General features: G+C 71.1%; 14 protein-coding genes and 1 tRNA gene. 5 read left to right on the forward strand and 10 right to left on the reverse strand.

The window, feature by feature from the left end; all coding sequences use genetic code 11:
• Window positions 1–7: 7 nt before the first annotated feature.
• Entirely contained in the window at window positions 8–1,660 is a 1,653-nt protein-coding gene (locus HYN04_RS01310) for an acyl-CoA dehydrogenase family protein (RefSeq protein WP_110449090.1), read from the reverse strand.
• A gap of 76 nt (window positions 1,661–1,736) precedes the next feature.
• Here HYN04_RS01310 and HYN04_RS01315 point away from each other — a divergent pair, with 76 nt between their 5' ends.
• Window positions 1,737–2,366 carry a glutathione S-transferase family protein gene (locus HYN04_RS01315; protein ID WP_110449091.1) on the forward strand — a complete coding sequence of 210 codons (630 nt, stop codon included), beginning with the start codon at window positions 1,737–1,739 and terminating at the stop codon, window positions 2,364–2,366.
• A 211-nt stretch (window positions 2,367–2,577) separates the two neighbouring features.
• Here HYN04_RS01315 and HYN04_RS01320 read toward each other — a convergent pair whose 3' ends face one another.
• From HYN04_RS01320 to HYN04_RS01330, 3 genes are read right to left on the reverse strand one after another with little or no spacing between them, the layout of a single operon-like run.
• Window positions 2,578–3,330, reverse strand: coding sequence for a nucleotidyltransferase domain-containing protein (locus tag HYN04_RS01320; protein ID WP_162599503.1), 753 nt, complete (start codon window positions 3,328–3,330; stop codon window positions 2,578–2,580).
• 16 nt (window positions 3,331–3,346) lie between these two features.
• The gene (locus HYN04_RS01325) at window positions 3,347–4,135 is read right to left on the reverse strand and encodes an alpha/beta fold hydrolase (RefSeq protein ID WP_110449093.1); all 789 of its coding nucleotides are present in this window, start codon (window positions 4,133–4,135) and stop codon (window positions 3,347–3,349) included.
• Window positions 4,136–4,164: 29 nt separating this feature from the next.
• Window positions 4,165–4,773 (reverse strand): ATP-dependent Clp protease proteolytic subunit, encoded by a 609-nt coding sequence (locus HYN04_RS01330; protein ID WP_110449094.1) that lies wholly within the window; start codon window positions 4,771–4,773, stop codon window positions 4,165–4,167.
• 204 nt (window positions 4,774–4,977) lie between these two features.
• On the opposite strand from HYN04_RS01330, the gene HYN04_RS01335 reads away from it, so the two are divergent.
• Entirely contained in the window at window positions 4,978–5,742 is a 765-nt protein-coding gene (locus HYN04_RS01335) for an SDR family oxidoreductase (RefSeq protein WP_110449095.1), read from the forward strand.
• A gap of 4 nt (window positions 5,743–5,746) precedes the next feature.
• Here the strand turns inward: HYN04_RS01335 and HYN04_RS01340 are convergent, their stop codons facing one another.
• From HYN04_RS01340 to HYN04_RS01350, 3 genes are all read right to left on the reverse strand, one after another.
• Window positions 5,747–6,919 carry an aminotransferase gene (locus tag HYN04_RS01340; RefSeq protein WP_110449096.1) on the reverse strand — a complete coding sequence of 391 codons (1,173 nt, stop codon included), beginning with the start codon at window positions 6,917–6,919 and terminating at the stop codon, window positions 5,747–5,749.
• A 28-nt stretch (window positions 6,920–6,947) separates the two neighbouring features.
• The gene (gene typA / locus HYN04_RS01345) at window positions 6,948–8,780 is read right to left on the reverse strand and encodes a translational GTPase TypA (RefSeq protein WP_110449097.1); all 1,833 of its coding nucleotides are present in this window, start codon (window positions 8,778–8,780) and stop codon (window positions 6,948–6,950) included.
• Window positions 8,781–9,124: 344 nt separating this feature from the next.
• A complete protein-coding gene (locus HYN04_RS01350) occupies window positions 9,125–9,967 on the reverse strand; it encodes an N-formylglutamate amidohydrolase (RefSeq protein ID WP_241962649.1) in 843 nt (280 codons plus the stop codon).
• 107 nt (window positions 9,968–10,074) lie between these two features.
• On the opposite strand from HYN04_RS01350, the gene cpdR reads away from it, so the two are divergent.
• Window positions 10,075–10,431 carry a cell cycle two-component system response regulator CpdR gene (gene cpdR, locus HYN04_RS01355; RefSeq protein WP_110449099.1) on the forward strand — a complete coding sequence of 119 codons (357 nt, stop codon included), beginning with the start codon at window positions 10,075–10,077 and terminating at the stop codon, window positions 10,429–10,431.
• A 90-nt stretch (window positions 10,432–10,521) separates the two neighbouring features.
• Window positions 10,522–10,596 (forward strand) — tRNA-Val (locus HYN04_RS01360).
• 35 nt (window positions 10,597–10,631) lie between these two features.
• On the opposite strand, the gene HYN04_RS01365 is transcribed toward HYN04_RS01360, so the two are convergent.
• The 3 genes from HYN04_RS01365 to mnmH form a co-directional block, all read right to left on the reverse strand.
• Window positions 10,632–11,807, reverse strand: coding sequence for an amidohydrolase family protein (locus HYN04_RS01365; RefSeq protein ID WP_110449100.1), 1,176 nt, complete (start codon window positions 11,805–11,807; stop codon window positions 10,632–10,634).
• Between the two features lie 85 nt (window positions 11,808–11,892).
• Entirely contained in the window at window positions 11,893–12,246 is a 354-nt protein-coding gene (locus HYN04_RS13630; RefSeq protein ID WP_241962650.1) for a tRNA 2-selenouridine(34) synthase MnmH, read from the reverse strand.
• A complete protein-coding gene (gene mnmH, locus HYN04_RS01370) occupies window positions 12,243–12,953 on the reverse strand; it encodes a tRNA 2-selenouridine(34) synthase MnmH (RefSeq protein WP_241962651.1) in 711 nt (236 codons plus the stop codon). The genes HYN04_RS13630 and mnmH overlap by 4 nt, the downstream gene beginning before the upstream one ends.
• Before the next feature lie 99 nt (window positions 12,954–13,052).
• Between mnmH and selD the strand changes: the two genes are divergently transcribed.
• Window positions 13,053–14,123 carry a selenide, water dikinase SelD gene (selD, locus tag HYN04_RS01375; protein ID WP_110449101.1) on the forward strand — a complete coding sequence of 357 codons (1,071 nt, stop codon included), beginning with the start codon at window positions 13,053–13,055 and terminating at the stop codon, window positions 14,121–14,123.
• Window position 14,124: the final 1 nt, after the last annotated feature.

Raw genomic sequence — 14,124 nt, forward strand, 5'->3', positions numbered from 1 at the left:
CGGACGACTAGTTGGCGCCCTCGAGCAGCCGGCGGGCGATGACCTGGGCCTGCACCTCGCCGGCCCCCTCGAAGATGTTCAGGATGCGGGCGTCGGCCAGGAGCCGGCTCGCGACCTGCTCGGTGGCGAAGCCGGCGCCGCCGTGCACCTGGACGGCGTTGTCGGCGGCGGCCCAGGCGATGCGCGCGGCGGTCAGCTTGGCCATGCCGGCCTCAAGGTCGCAGCGGCGGCCCTGGTCCTTGGCCTCGGCGGCGAACCAGGTGAGGCGGCGGGCGCCCAGCAGCTCGGCGGCCATCATGGCCAGCTTGTTGGCGACCCGCGGGAACTCCGCAATCGGCCGGTCGAACTGGCGCCGCTGGAAGGCGTAGGTCACGGCCTCGTCCAGGGCGGCCTGGCCGACGCCGACGGCGCGGGCGGCGGTCTGGATCCGGGCGCTCTCGAAGGTGGCCATGAGCTGGGAGAAGCCCTTGCCGGTCTGGCCGCCCAGGAGGGCGCTCTCCGGGACCTCGAAACCGTCGAAGGCGATGTCGTATTCCTTCATGCCCCGATAGCCGATGACGCCGATCTCGCCGCCGCTCATGCCGGGGGCGGGGAAGGGCTCGGCGTCCGTCCCGCGGGGCTTCTCGGCCAGCAGCATGGACAGGCCGCGGTGGTCCTTCGTGCCCGGCTCGGTGCGGACGAGGAGGGTCATCAGGTCGGCCCGGGCCGCATGGGTGATCCAGGTCTTGGCCCCGAAGACCTTCCAGGCGCCGCCTGACCGCTCGGCCCGGGTGCGCAGGGCGCCGAGGTCCGACCCCGTGTCGGGCTCGGTGAAGACCGCGGTGGGGATGATCGCGCCCGAGGCGATTCCGGGCAGGAGGCGCGCCTTCTGGTCCTCCGTGCCATGGGCGAGGATCAGCTCGGCGGCGATCTCCGAGCGGGTCCCCAGGGAGCCGGCGGCGATCCAGCCCCGGGACAGCGCCTCGGAGACCACGCACATGGCCGTCTTGCCCAGCCCCGCCCCGCCCCAGGCCTCGGGCAGGGTCAGGCCGAAGACGCCGAGGCTGGCCAGCTCTTCCAGCAGGGACAGGGGGATGAGCTCGTCGCGCAGGTGCCAGCCCTGGGCGTAGGGCGCCACGCGGGTGCGGGAGAAGTCGGTGAACTGGTCGCGGATCGCCTCCAGGGTCTCGTCCAGTCCCGAGGCCTCGAGGGAGGGCCGGCCGGAGACGCCCTCCAGCAGGGCGACGATGCGGGTCTTCACCGCCTGGGAGGCCCCGGGGCGCAGGTCGGACAGCAGGGGGAAGAGGTCGTCGGTCGAGACGCCGAGGTCGGCGGGGCGGAAGGTCTCGCCCTGGTTCATGGGCAGGCCGCCGGCCAATTGGGAGACGTACTCGAAGGCCAGGAGCTGGGCCGGCAGGGCCTCGGCCTCGGCCAGGGCGCCGTCGGCTTCAAGCCGTTCAGCCCACAGGGCGACCTGGCGCAGGGTCTCGGCATAGGAGGCGCACCAGGCGAGGCCATGGGCGGCGTGCTGCTCGGCATCCAGCCGATGGCGGTCTACCCGTCCGCCGGGCGCAACGAGGGCTCCGACGGCCTGGCGCACCCGGGCGGTCACGGCGTCGGCCGCCTGCGCCGACTGGTGCAAGAGGGGGACAATTCGGGGTAGGATCAGGGTCTCGCTCATCACCGGCCTTATAGGCCAAGCTTTCGGCCCGCGACACACCCCGCTGAACCGCCCCGCCGGCCAGGGACCTTCGACCATGATCACCGTCCATCACCTGAACGATTCCCGCTCCCAGCGCGTGCTTTGGGCCCTGGAGGAGCTGGGCCTGCCCTACGAGATCCGCTTTCACGCCCGTGACGCCGCCACCCGCCTGGCCCCGCCGGAGCTGAAGGCCATCCACCCCCTGGGCAAGTCGCCGGTCATCGAGCACGAGGGCCAGGTGGTCTTTGAATCGGGCGCCATCCTCGACTACCTGTCGCGCCGCTGCGCCGGAGGCCGCCTGGCCCCGCCGTCTGCCTCGCCGGAGTACGACGTTTACCAGCAGTGGATGCACTATGCCGAGGGCTCGGCCATGCTGCCCCTGATGCTGGACATGTATGTCCGCCGCCTGGGCGAGGCCGGCGGGCCCCTGCAGCCGCGCATCGAGAGCGAGATCGCCAACCACCTGGGCTTTGTCGACGGGGCGCTTGCGGGCCGAGACTACCTCCTGGGCGAGTTCAGCCTGGCCGACATCCAGATGAGCTTCGTGGGCGAGGCCGGCGCCATGCTGGGCCGCCTGGCCGGCCACGAGCGCTTCGCCGCCTGGGTCCGCCGCTGCCAGGACCGCCCAGCCTACCGCGTCGCCCTGGAAAGGGGCGGGCCCTACAACATGGGCCCGAAGGACTAGGTTCCGGGCGCCGTTGACCCCCTCACCCGGCTTCGCCGGGAGCTCCCCCTTGGGGGAGCAATTCGTCCACTCCAATTCCTCCCCATCAGGGGGAGGTGGACCGCGAAGCGGGCCGGAGGGGGTCTCCTGAGGCGCCGTTTGACCGCCTCCCTGCTTACCCGGTTATTCCAACCGAGGTGGGGCGCATCGCCTGTGAGTTCACCCGCTAATCTCAGAGCGGAAGGTTCGTCTCCGGTCCGGAGTCCCACTCAAAGAAACCGGCCCCGCCGATAAGGCTTTCGGAGGCCTCTCTGAGGGCCGTCAAGGCTTCCGAATGTGGAAGCTGGAGGGCTGCGGAGAGACGCCTGGCCAGCTCCGGCTGTGACTGCGACAGAACCTGCAGCCTCTCCTTTGGACGGGGGAGGAACTGGTTTCCTTTCAGGAAGGCGTGGCGCACGAGGGCGGCCACCGCCAGGGCTCGAACCTGTCTGGCGTCGGCGGTGTCTTCGTCGCGGAAATCGAGGGCGTCTTCGACCTGGGTCGCGGCGGCGTAACGGTCTCGGAGCAGGGCGTCGGGTGACAGGCCCGGACCTCTCTCCAGGATGGCCAGGGCTTCCGTCCTAAGCTTGGCGAGCCGATCCTCAGTGTCCAGCAGGGTTGCGCCTGTGGCGAGCATGTGGGCCATGACCGGGCGTCCTTGGGCGATCTCCCTGGAGAGGCTGTGTCTCAGCCAGGCCTCAGAATTGAAGAAGATCTCGACCGGCGTTCCGTTGAACCATCTCTGAAACCTGCGCCGCCAGGGCGCGTCGTGCAGGACAACAATATCAAGGTCGCTGGCAGGGTGCGGATTGCCCCGTACGATGCTACCAGACACCAGGATGCCGATGGGCGGCGCGACCTCTGGCAGCCACGCCATGGCCTGTTCGAGAGCGCTGCGATGCCGGTCTTCAAGGGCAAGAGCGTCAAGTCCCGTTGGCACGGTCATCTCGCCCCGCCCACCCTCACCGCCCCCAGGGGTCCTCTTCATCCAGCCCGTCGAGGAAGTCGAAGACGGCGGCCTTGGTCAGGCCGTGGGGGATGGCGGAGAAGTGGTCGCAGCCGGGCAGGACCACGCCCTTCCCGTAGGCGAAGCGGGCGGCCAGGGCTTCGGGGTCGCCGGCCAGGCGGTCCTGCATCCCGGCGATGACGCGGACAGGCATGGGCAGGGTGGCCAGGACCGCCGGGTCGAGGGGCGGATTGGTGGCCTCGGTGCAGGCGGCCAGGGCCTCGCGGTCCTCGCCCTGCTCGTCGGCGAACTGGCGGAAGCTGCGCAGCATGGGCTCGGTGAGGCTTTCCGGGTCCGCCGCCCGCATGGCCGCGGCCATGGCGCCGGTGGAGGCCGTCTCGCGCGGGGTGAAGAGGGCGTCGCCGACGCCGCCGAGGATCAGGTTGGAGACCCGGTCCGGGGCGGTCAGGGCGACTTCCAGCGCCGTGCGGGATCCCATGGAGTAGCCGAAGAGGTCGGCCCGGGCGGCGCCCAGGTGGTCCATCAGGGCGAGGACGTCCCGGGCCATCGCCGCACGGCCGTAAAGGGCCGGATCATGCGGCTTGGCGCTGTCGCCGTGGCCGCGCTGGTCGAGGGCGGCGAAGCCCATGCCGCGCCGCTCCAGGGCCGCGTACCAGCCGGTGCGACGCCAGCCCTCGTGGCGGTTGGAGGCGAAGCCGTGGACGAGGATCAGCCAGGATCCGCCGGGCGCGGGCTCGCGGGCGTCAAAGGCGATCTCGAGGCCGTCGGAGGTAAAGGTCGCCATGGACTGGTCCCTTCCCCCCGCCGTCCGCCTCAGACCTCGATGGCGCTCGAGACGATGCGCGAGGCGAGGCCGTAGGCCACGCCTTCCTCGGCGCTCATCCAGAAGTTGCGCTGGGTGTCCTTGAGGATCTTCTCGTAGGTCTGGCCGCTCTCGCGGGCGATGAGCCGGTTCATGCGCTGGCGCATCTTCACGATTTCCTCGGCCTCGATCTGGATGTCCGAGGCCTGGCCGCGCACGCCGCCGCTCGGCTGGTGCAGGAGGAAGCGGGTGTTGGGCAGGCAGACCCGGTTCTCGCGGTCGGCGCCCAGGAAGATGGTCACGCCGGCGCTGGCCACCCAGCCCGTGCCGATGGCCTTCACCTTCGGGCCGCAGAACCGCATGACGTCGTGGATGGTGTCGCCGCTTTCGACGTGGCCGCCAGGCGAGTTGATGATGACGCGGATGTCGCCGTCGCCCTCGGCCGCCAGGGCCAGGAGCTGGGCGGTGACCCGCTCGGCCATGCGCATGTTGACCTCGCCGAAGACGAGGACGGTGCGCGACTTGAACAGGGCGCTGGCCACCGGCCCGCCGGCCGCCGCGGCCGCATCCGGCTTGGGCGCGTCGCCCTCTTCCTCGTCATCAAGCCGCCAGTCGCGCATGGGAACCACTCCATCGGTCAAGGGGCGGAAGCTGTGCCCCCGCGCCGCCCGGCGCAAGGGGGCGTCCGCCCCGCGGCCGGAAAAAACCGCCGCTGCCCTCCGACTAGCCCGCCCGGCCCCCGACGACAAGCCGGGCGGCTTGACCCTGCGGCTTACGGGACGGCAAATGGCCGCCCAAACAGGACCCGAAGGCGGAGGAAACCCATGGGCGAACTTTTCGATCTGACCGGCAAGGTGGCGATCATCACCGGCTCGTCGCGCGGCATTGGCAAGGCCATCGCCGAGCGCATGGCCGAACACGGCGCCAAGGTGGTCATCTCGTCCCGCAAGGCCGGCCCCTGCGACGAGGTCGCCGCCGCCATCAACGCCCGCTGGCCCGGCTCGGCCATCGCCGTGCCCGCCAACATCTCTTCCAAGGATGACCTCGCCCGCCTGGTGGACGAGACCCGCAAAGCCTTTGGCAAGGTGGACATCCTGGTCTGCAACGCCGCCTCCAACCCCTATTACGGGCCGATGAGCGGGATCAGCGACGACGCCTTCCGAAAGATCCTCGAGAACAACATCATCGCCAACAACTGGCTGGTGAACCTGGTCTCGCCCGAGATGGTCGAGCGCAAGGACGGGGCGATCATCATCGTCTCGTCCATCGGCGGCTTCCGCGGCACGGCGGTGATCGGCGCCTACGCCATCTCCAAGGCGGCGGACATGCAGATGGCCCGCAACCTCGCCCAGGAGCTGAGCCCCCACAACATCCGCATCAACTGCATCGCGCCGGGCCTCGTGAAGACCGACTTCGCCCGCGCCCTGTGGGACACCCCCGAGGCCGAGGTCCGGTCGTCTGCGGGCACGCCCCTGCGCCGCCTGGGCGAGCCCGACGACATCGCCGGGGCGGCGGTGTTCCTGGCCTCGAAGGCGGGCGGCTGGATGACCGGCCAGACCGTGGTGGTCGACGGCGGCTCGACGAGCTGAGGCCTCAGGCCCCCGCGCTGAGGGAGAGGTCGCGGGCCCGGGCCAGCCGGGTCGCGGCCTCGTCCAGCACGTCGTCGGCCTTGGCGAAGCACAGGCGCAGGACCCGGGTGACGGCCTCGGTCTCGTAGAAGGCCGAGACCGGGATGGCGGCGACGCCGGCCTGCGTCACCGCCCTGAGTGCGAAGGCCCTGTCAGCCTCGGCCACGCCGGAGTCGGGCAGGTCGACGGTGAGGAAATAGGTGCCCTGGGACCGGGCCACGGCGAAGCCCTCGCGCCGCAGGGCCTCGGCCAGGCGGTCGCGGCTGGCCTGCATCCGGGCCGGCATGGCGGTGAACCAGTCCCCGGGGGTCTCCAGCCCGAAGGCCACGGCCGCCTGCAGGTTGGGCGGCGTGGTGAAGGTCAGGAACTGGTGGGCGCGGGCCAGGGCCGGAGACAGGACCGGGCCGGCGCAGAGGAAGCCCACCTTCCAGCCCGTCAGGCCGAACATCTTGCCCGCCGAGCCGATCTTGACCGCCAGGTCCGCCATGCCGGGCAGGGCGATGAGGGGTGCATGGACGGCGCCGTCGAAGACCAGGTGCTCCCAGACCTCGTCGCAGATCACCGGGACGCTTCGGGCCCGGCAGGCGGCGGCGAGGAGCTCTAGGTCCTGGCGGGGGACCACGACCCCGGTGGGGTTGACCGGCGAGTTCAGGATCACCGCCCGGGTGCGCGGCGTGAAGGCGGCCTCCAGCTGGCCGGCGGTCCAGCGCCAGTCCGGCGGCGACAGGGTCACGAAGCGCGGGACGCCCCCGGCGCGGCGGACCAGGGGAGCGTAGGCGTCGTAGGCCGGCTGGAAGAGGATGACCTCGTCTCCCGGCTCGACGAGAGCCAGGATGGCGGCGGCCAGGGCCTCGGTGGCCCCCGAGGTGATGGTGACCTGCGCATCGGGATCGAAGGACAGGCCCTGGGTCCAGGCATAGTGGGCGGCCACGGCCCGTCGCAGCTCCGGCAGGCCGCGCGACGGCGGATACTGGTTGTAGCCGTCCAGAACCGCCTCGGCGGCGGCCCGGCGCAGGGCCTCCGGGCCGGGATCGTCCGGAAAGCCCTGTCCGAGGTTCAGGGCGCCATGGGCGCGCGCCAGCCCCGACATCTCGTCGAAGATGGTGGGGGGCATGGCCGCGTAGAGCGGGTGCACCATGGACGTCCTCCCGGCGGTCGCCGGGGTCTCAGTCGACCCGGGCGCGCTTCTTGCGGAAGCTCGGATTGAGCACCTGCTTGCGCAGGCGGATGGACTTTGGCGTGACTTCCACCAGTTCGTCATCCTCGATGTAGGCGATGGCCTGCTCGAGGGTCATGCGGCGGGGCGGCGTCAGGCGCACGGCCTCGTCCTTGCCGGAGGCGCGGACGTTGGTCAGCTGCTTGGCCTTCATCGGGTTGACGTCCAGGTCGTCGGCCCGGGAGTTCTCGCCGATGATCATGCCCTGGTAGGTCTTTTCGCCGCCGCCGACGAACATGATGCCCCGATCCTCGAGGTTCCACAGGGCGTAGGCCGCCGTCTCGCCGTCGGAGTTGGAGACCAGCACGCCCTTGCGGCCGGCGTCGATGGGACCCTTGTAGCCGTCGTAGTGCGAGAAGACCCGGTTCAGCACGCCGGAGCCCCGGGTGTCGGTCAGGAACTCGCCCTGGTAGCCGATCAGGGAGCGCGAGGGGGCCATCAGGGTGATGCGGGTCTTGCCCGCGCCCGAGGGGCCCATGTCCTTGAGCTCGGCCTTCCGGGCCGACAGCTTCTCGATGACGATGCCGGTGAACTCGTCGTCCACGTCGATCACCACCTCCTCGATGGGCTCCAGCCGCTCGCCGGTCTCGGGGTCGGCCTGGAAGACCACCCGGGGGCGGCTGATGGACAGCTCGAAGCCCTCGCGGCGCATGCCCTCGATGAGGACGCCCAGCTGGAGCTCGCCGCGGCCGGCCACCTCGAAGGCGTCCTTTTCCCCGGACTCGGTCACCCGGATGGCGACGTTGGACTGGGCCTCCTTGAGGAGGCGGTCGCGGATGACCCGGCTCTGGACCTTGTCGCCCTCGCGGCCGGCGAGGGGGCTGTCATTGACCGAGACGGTCATGGAGATGGTCGGCGGGTCGATGGGCTGGGCCGGAAGGGCCTCGGTGACCTCCAACGCGCAGAGGGTGTCGGCCACGGTGGCCTTGGACAGGCCCGCAATGGCGACGATGTCGCCGGCCTCGGCGTCCTCGATGGGCTGGCGCTTGAGGCCCCGGAAGGCCAGCACCTTGGTGATGCGGCCCCGCTCGATCTCCTGGCCGTCCCGGGACAGGGCCTTGATGGCCAGTCCGGGAACCGCCTTGCCGGAGTCGATCCGCCCGGTCAGCAGGCGGCCCAGGAAGGGGTCGTTCTCGATGAGGACCGAGAGGATGCGGAAGGGTTCCTCGGTGCGCTGGCTGGCGGCCGGCGCCGGGACGTGGCGCACGATCAGGTCGAACAGGGGGGCCAGGTCGGCGTTGGGCTTGGCCATGTCGAGGGTGGCCCAGCCGTTCTTGCCCGAGGCGTAGATGTGCGGGAAGTCCAGCTGCTCGTCCGTGGCGCCCATGGCGGCGAACAGGTCAAAGGCGTCGTTCAGCACCCGGTCGGGGTCGGCGTGGGGCCGGTCCACCTTGTTCAGGCAGAGGATGGGGCGCAGTCCCATCTTCAGCGCCTTGCCGAGGACGAACTTGGTCTGGGGCATGACACCTTCCTCGGCGTCCACCAGCAGGACGCAGCCGTCCACCATGCCGAGGATCCGCTCGACCTCGCCGCCGAAGTCGGCGTGGCCGGGGGTGTCGATGATGTTGACGCGGGTCTCGCCCGCCTCTCCCGCCCAGAGCACGCTGGTGCACTTGGCCAGGATGGTGATGCCGCGCTCCCGCTCCTGGTCGTTGGAGTCCATGGCGCGTTCGACGGTCGCCTCGTTCGCCCGGAAGGCGCCGGACTGGGCGAGGAGCTGGTCGACCAGGGTGGTCTTGCCGTGGTCGACGTGGGCGATGATGGCGATGTTGCGAAGCTGCATGACGTTCTTATCTGTGGAAGCGCGCGCTTGTAGGAGGTTCCGCGCCCCAGCGCCAGACGCCCCGTGGGTTTCGCCCCGGTTAGGCGTTAATTGTGCATTGCAGCACACAGTGGCGACACATTTGTTTCAGGTATGCGCCAGAAGTGAGGATCATTTCCGTTTTTTCATGATCCAGGGCCTGGATTTGCAATCGTATGCCCTTGAACTTTGATGCGCTGCAATCTAACTTCCCACTCGTGAGGCGTCGCTGACGCTTCTGCCCTTCCTGGGCGTTTCCTCCCTAATGAACTGCCGCGCCCTCACCGGCGCGGCTTTTTTTTTGGCCGTTGTGGTGACGCCGGTCCTCAGTGGGCCAGCAGGCGGCGCCAGTCGGCCGCGACCAGGCGGGCGATGATCCCGCCCAGGTCCCCGCGCAGGCGCTCGAAATCCGCCGTGGTCTCGAGCCGCGCCTCATCCAGGTAGAGCCCCCGGTTGATCTCCACCTGAAGGGCGTGGGTCCGATGGTGGGGGCGGCCGTAGTGCTCGGTGGTGTAGCCGCCGGCGAAGGGGGAATTGCGGGCCGTGCGATAACCCGCCTCGGCCAGTATCTTTTCCACGGCGCCGGTCAGGGCCGGGCTGCAGGCGGCGCCGAACCGATCCCCCAGTACGAAGTCCACCCCCGGCGCGGCTGTCGCGGGCATGGAGTGCCAGTCGATCAGGACCGCAAAGCCATGGGCCCTCCGGGCGCGCGCCAGCAGGCGGGACAGGGCGTCGTGATAGGGCTGGTGGACCCGGGCGATCCGCCCCAGGCCCTCGGCCAGGCTCAGCCGCCGGTCGTAGATCTCCGCCCCGCCCGAGGCGACCCGGGCCACCACGCCCAGCCCAGCGGCCACCCGGGGCGACAGGGTGCGGGCGTCGGCGGGAAGCGCCTCGCTGAACAGGCGAGGATCCAGTTCGGCCGGATCGCGGTTCACGTCCAGGTAGGCCCGGGCGGTCAGGGCCCGGATCAGCGGCGCCCCGAGGACCGGCCCCTCGCCCACCAGGTCGTCCACCCGGGCGTCCTCGGTGCGGCGGATGCACAGAGGGTCGAGGGCCGGGTTCATGTCGTCGGGATAGAGTCGGCCCGAATGGGGCGACGCGAAGACCAGGGGCGTCGCCGGCGGTTCCGCCTCCCCGTCCGGCCAGCGGATGTCGAAGGCTGTGGACATCTGCGGATTCGCGGCGGACAGGCTCATGGCGGCATATGAGCCCCTCTTGCCTGCGCCGGTCAAACCGGCTTGAGGTGGTGTCCCCGGCGGCTGACCCAGGACCCTCCATGCCCCGAATCCTCTTCGCCGAAGACGACGACTCCCTGCGGGGCTTCCTCGCCCGCGCCCTCGAGCGCGCCGGGCACGAGGTCGAGGCCTGCGCCGACGGTGAGGAAGCGGCCGAGCATATCGACCGGGACTGGGACCTCCTGCTCACCGACATCGTCATGCCGGGCATGGACGGGATCGAGCTGGCCCGCCTGGCCGCCGAGCGCCATCCGGGCCTGCGCATCATGTTCATCACCGGCTTCGCCGCCGTGGCCCTCAAGGCCGAGGAGACCGCTCCGCCCGGCGCCCGGGTGCTGGCCAAGCCGGTCCACCTGCGCGAGCTCGTGGTGGAGGTGGAGCGCATGCTGGCCGCCTGAGCCGTGGCGATCGCGGTCTTTGGCCGCTTGCGCAGGGCCCGCCCCGCCGGTATATCCCCGCCTCCGCTTCCCGACCGGGAAGCCGACCCCGGACGTGTAGCTCAGCGGTAGAGCACCTCGTTGACATCGAGGGGGTCACAGGTTCGATCCCTGTCACGTCCACCATTTTTCCCGATTGCATCCGCTAGGGGCGCGCGCCCTCACCACCACTTCCGGTCCGCGAACAGGGCCTCGAAGTTGCGGTGGTAGAAGTTTTCCCGAAGCGGCTCGCCTGTCCCCGCCAGGGTCCGCTCGTAGCGGCCGATGGGATCGTCCGTGCCCTCGTGGTGCGGGTAGTCCGAGGCGAACATCAGCATGTCCGCCGCGCCGCTCGACAGGAGCCAGCCGATGTCCTCGCCGGCGAAGGGCGTGACCTTGACCTGGCGCTGCATGTACTCGGACGGCAGGAGGGTCAGGGCGGAGAAGTCCTGCCGGCGCCGGAAGGCGCGGAAGGACTGGTCCAGGTGCTTCAGGAAGGAGACCACCCAGGAGGCGCCCAGCTCGACCACGGCGACGCGCAGGCGGGGGAAGCGCTCGAGCACGCCGTCGAAGATCATGGCCGCCAGGAAGACCTGGGCCTCGAAGGGCATGCCCATGTAACTGACGGCGTCGGCGGGGGCGTCGCCATTGCGGTGGACCGGCGTCTCGCGGCCATTGTTGAAGACCGCCCTGGGCACGGGCTCGTAGGGCGCGCCGCGGGCCCCGATGTGCAGGGTGACGGCCAGGCCCAGGTCCTGGAGCCGCGCCCAGACCGGATCGTAGGCCGGATGGCTGAAGCCCATCCCGTCCGGGGGCGGCAGGGTGTCGACCAGCACCGCGGGCAGGCCGAGGGCGGCGATGGTCTCGACCTGGGCGAGGGCGGAGTCCGGGCCGTCGGCCAGGCGGAGATAGCCGACCCCGCCCATGCGCCGGTCTTCCGCGCAGAAGTCGGCGAGGCCCCGGTTCAGGGCCCGGATTCCGCCGGCCAGGACCTCGGGATCGCTCGCGGCGATCACCTGGTTGAAGGCCTCTGTCGGGAAGACGAGGTAGGCGCCAAAGCCCATCAGGTCGTTGGCTCGGCGGCGCTCGGCGGCGTCAAAGGCGCCCAGGCCATGCCAGCCCTTGAACTTCATGGACATGAATTCGGCCTCGGCCTCGGCCCGCAGGGTCGCATCGCCTCGGCGCGCCTCGGCGCGGGCGACCGCATCGGCGGCCAGGGCCCGGACCCGGGCGTCCTTGCCGGCGAAGGGGACGAGGCGGGGACGGATGTCGGGATCGGCGAAGGCCGGGAGCCAGTCCGCGTGCTCCATCATGTGGGTGTCGGCGTCGAGGATGAGCGGCCTGTGGGCGTAGGGCATGGGGTTTCCTCCAGCCTGGTCGCCTTCGACGGCGCCTGGGCGGCCATAGTGTTCCCCGAAATCCTGCGGCTTGAAAAGCCGGCGCTCAGGATTTCCGGGCGAGGGCCGCCACCGCCTCGGCCGCCCGGTCGAGTTCCGGGCCGGTGACGGCGGCGAGGTCGATGCGGCCCGCCTCCGGCCGTTGGTGCTGGCGCGAGGACCGCCGGTAGGCGGGGTCGTAGTGGGTCTCGACGAGGCCGAGGGCCACGGGCTCCAGGTCGCCGGCCTCGAGCAGGGCGCGCCATTCGGACAGGCGCCTGGCGCCGGGCTTGCTGGGCAGGCGGGAGAGCAGGGCCATCAGGGCCTCCACGTCCCCGGCGGTCTCGGCATAGACCCCGGCAAGGTAGGCGGCGCGGGCCTCGGGCGGGGCCTCCAGCCGGATCGAGGGGGCTCCGGTCATGGCGGTCCAGACGGCGGGGGCACCATGCGCTCGCCCACCTTGCTGGATTCCGCCTCGATCACCACGGGCCGGGACGGGTCGAGGGCCTCCAGGACGCCGAGGAGCCGGCTCTCGAACATCTTCTGGGCGGGCTGGGGCTGGCCCGGCAGGGCGCCCAGCAGGGAGCCCCGGTGTTCGGCCAGGCCTTCCAGGTCCAGCACCTGGACGCCCAGGGCCGGCAGGCGCCTCAGCACCTCGGTCTTGCCCGAGCCCGTGGGGCCGTCGAGCACCAGGGCGCTGAAGCCGGGTGGGGAATCGTAGAGCCGGGCCGTCACCTCCCGGCGATAGGTGCGGTAGCCGCCGGCCAGCACGCCGACCCGCCAGCCGACCTGTGACAGGATGTGGGCCATGGCGCCCGAACGCATGCCGCCCCGCCAGCAGTAGACCAGGGGCCGGAAACCGCCTGGCTGGTCGGCCAGGGCGCCGAGCAGGTGGGCGGAGATGTTGCGGGCGACGTAGGCGCCGCCGACCTTGCGCGCCAGGAAGCGCGACTTCTGGACATAGAGGGTCCCGACCTCCGCCCGCTCGGCGTTGTCGAGGACCGGCAGGTTCACCGCGCCCGGCACGTGGTCCTTGGCGAACTCGCCGGGGCTGCGCACGTCGATCACCATGTCGAAGCTCGCCCGTGTGGCGGCGTCGGCGGAGGCGACGGTCTCGGGTCCGCTCATCGGGCGGGCCTCGTCCGGCGCGAGGGGAAATGACGGTCGCAGGTCATGGGCCGCTGGTATACACCCGCCCCGGGACAGTCTGAACAGGAGGCTCGGGGCATGGCGGAATCCGCGACAGGGGCGCAGGGGCCGGTGCGCCTGACCAGCCTGGCCCATGGCGGCGGCTGCGGGTGCAAGATCGCGCCTGGCGTCCTGCAGCAGATCCTGGCCGGCGCCCCGGCCTCGGCGCCCTTCGCCAGCCTGATGGTGGGGACCGAGACCTCGGACGACGCGGCGGTCTGGCGGCTGAACGACGAACAGGCCCTGATCGCCACCACCGACTTCTTCATGCCCATGGTCGATGATCCCCGGGACTTCGGCCGGATCGCCGCCGCCAACGCCCTGTCCGACGTCTACGCCATGGGCGGCAGGCCCATCCTGGCCCTGGCGATCGTGGGCATGCCCATCAACGCCCTGCCGGTGGAGACCATCCGCGGGATCCTGGCCGGAGGGTCCGAGATCTGCGCCGAGGCGGGGATTCCCATCGCCGGCGGCCACTCCATCGACAGCGTCGAGCCCATCTATGGCCTGGTGGCCCTGGGCCTGGTCCACCCCGACCGGGTCATGACCAACCGCGCCGCCCGGGCGGGGGACGAACTGATCCTCGGCAAGGCCCTGGGGGTGGGCGTGCTGTCGGCGGCCTTCAAGCAGGGCCGGCTGGACGCGGAAGGCTACGCCGCCCTGGTGAGCTCGACCACCCGGCTCAACACCCCGGGGCCGGACCTGGCGGCCCTGGACGGGGTCCACGCCATGACCGACGTCACCGGCTTCGGCCTGCTCGGGCATGGGCTGGAGATGGCCCGGGGCGCGGGCCTCACCCTCCGGATCGATCCCCTGGCGCCCCACCTCCTGCCCGGCGCGGAAGCCCTGGCGCGGGACGGCGTGCGGACGGGCGCCAGCGTGCGGAACTGGGACAGCTACGGCGCGGACGTGGGGGGCGCGGAGGCCCTGGAGCCCTGGCGGCGGGACCTGCTGAGCGATCCCCAGACCAGCGGCGGCCTGCTGGTCGCCGTCGCGCCGGAGGCGGCTGCGGGGGTCCTGTCGCATCTGCGGTCGGCGGGTTTCGAAGCCGCGCGGGTGGGCAGGTTCGCCGAAGGGCCTGGACGGATCGTGCTGGCGCCGGGCGCCTGAG

The sequence above is a fragment of the Phenylobacterium parvum genome (assembly GCF_003150835.1).
Classification (GTDB): Bacteria; Pseudomonadota; Alphaproteobacteria; order Caulobacterales; family Caulobacteraceae; genus Phenylobacterium; species Phenylobacterium parvum.

Coding starts and splice junctions, on each gene's coding strand:
- HYN04_RS01365 (WP_110449100.1), bottom strand. CDS start 11,807: ATGCCCTACGCCCACAGGCCGCTCATCCTCGACGCCGACACCCACATG.
- HYN04_RS01350 (WP_241962649.1), bottom strand. CDS start 9,967: ATGTCCACAGCCTTCGACATCCGCTGGCCGGACGGGGAGGCGGAACCG.
- HYN04_RS01330 (WP_110449094.1), bottom strand. CDS start 4,773: ATGCGCGACTGGCGGCTTGATGACGAGGAAGAGGGCGACGCGCCCAAG.
- HYN04_RS01310 (WP_110449090.1), bottom strand. CDS start 1,660: ATGAGCGAGACCCTGATCCTACCCCGAATTGTCCCCCTCTTGCACCAG.
- mnmH (WP_241962651.1), bottom strand. CDS start 12,953: ATGAGCGGACCCGAGACCGTCGCCTCCGCCGACGCCGCCACACGGGCG.
- HYN04_RS01335 (WP_110449095.1), top strand. CDS start 4,978: ATGGGCGAACTTTTCGATCTGACCGGCAAGGTGGCGATCATCACCGGC.
- HYN04_RS01320 (WP_162599503.1), bottom strand. CDS start 3,330: ATGACCGTGCCAACGGGACTTGACGCTCTTGCCCTTGAAGACCGGCAT.
- HYN04_RS01325 (WP_110449093.1), bottom strand. CDS start 4,135: ATGGCGACCTTTACCTCCGACGGCCTCGAGATCGCCTTTGACGCCCGC.
- HYN04_RS01315 (WP_110449091.1), top strand. CDS start 1,737: ATGATCACCGTCCATCACCTGAACGATTCCCGCTCCCAGCGCGTGCTT.
- HYN04_RS01340 (WP_110449096.1), bottom strand. CDS start 6,919: ATGGTGCACCCGCTCTACGCGGCCATGCCCCCCACCATCTTCGACGAG.
- HYN04_RS13630 (WP_241962650.1), bottom strand. CDS start 12,246: ATGACCGGAGCCCCCTCGATCCGGCTGGAGGCCCCGCCCGAGGCCCGC.
- selD (WP_110449101.1), top strand. CDS start 13,053: ATGGCGGAATCCGCGACAGGGGCGCAGGGGCCGGTGCGCCTGACCAGC.
- typA (WP_110449097.1), bottom strand. CDS start 8,780: ATGCAGCTTCGCAACATCGCCATCATCGCCCACGTCGACCACGGCAAG.
- cpdR (WP_110449099.1), top strand. CDS start 10,075: ATGCCCCGAATCCTCTTCGCCGAAGACGACGACTCCCTGCGGGGCTTC.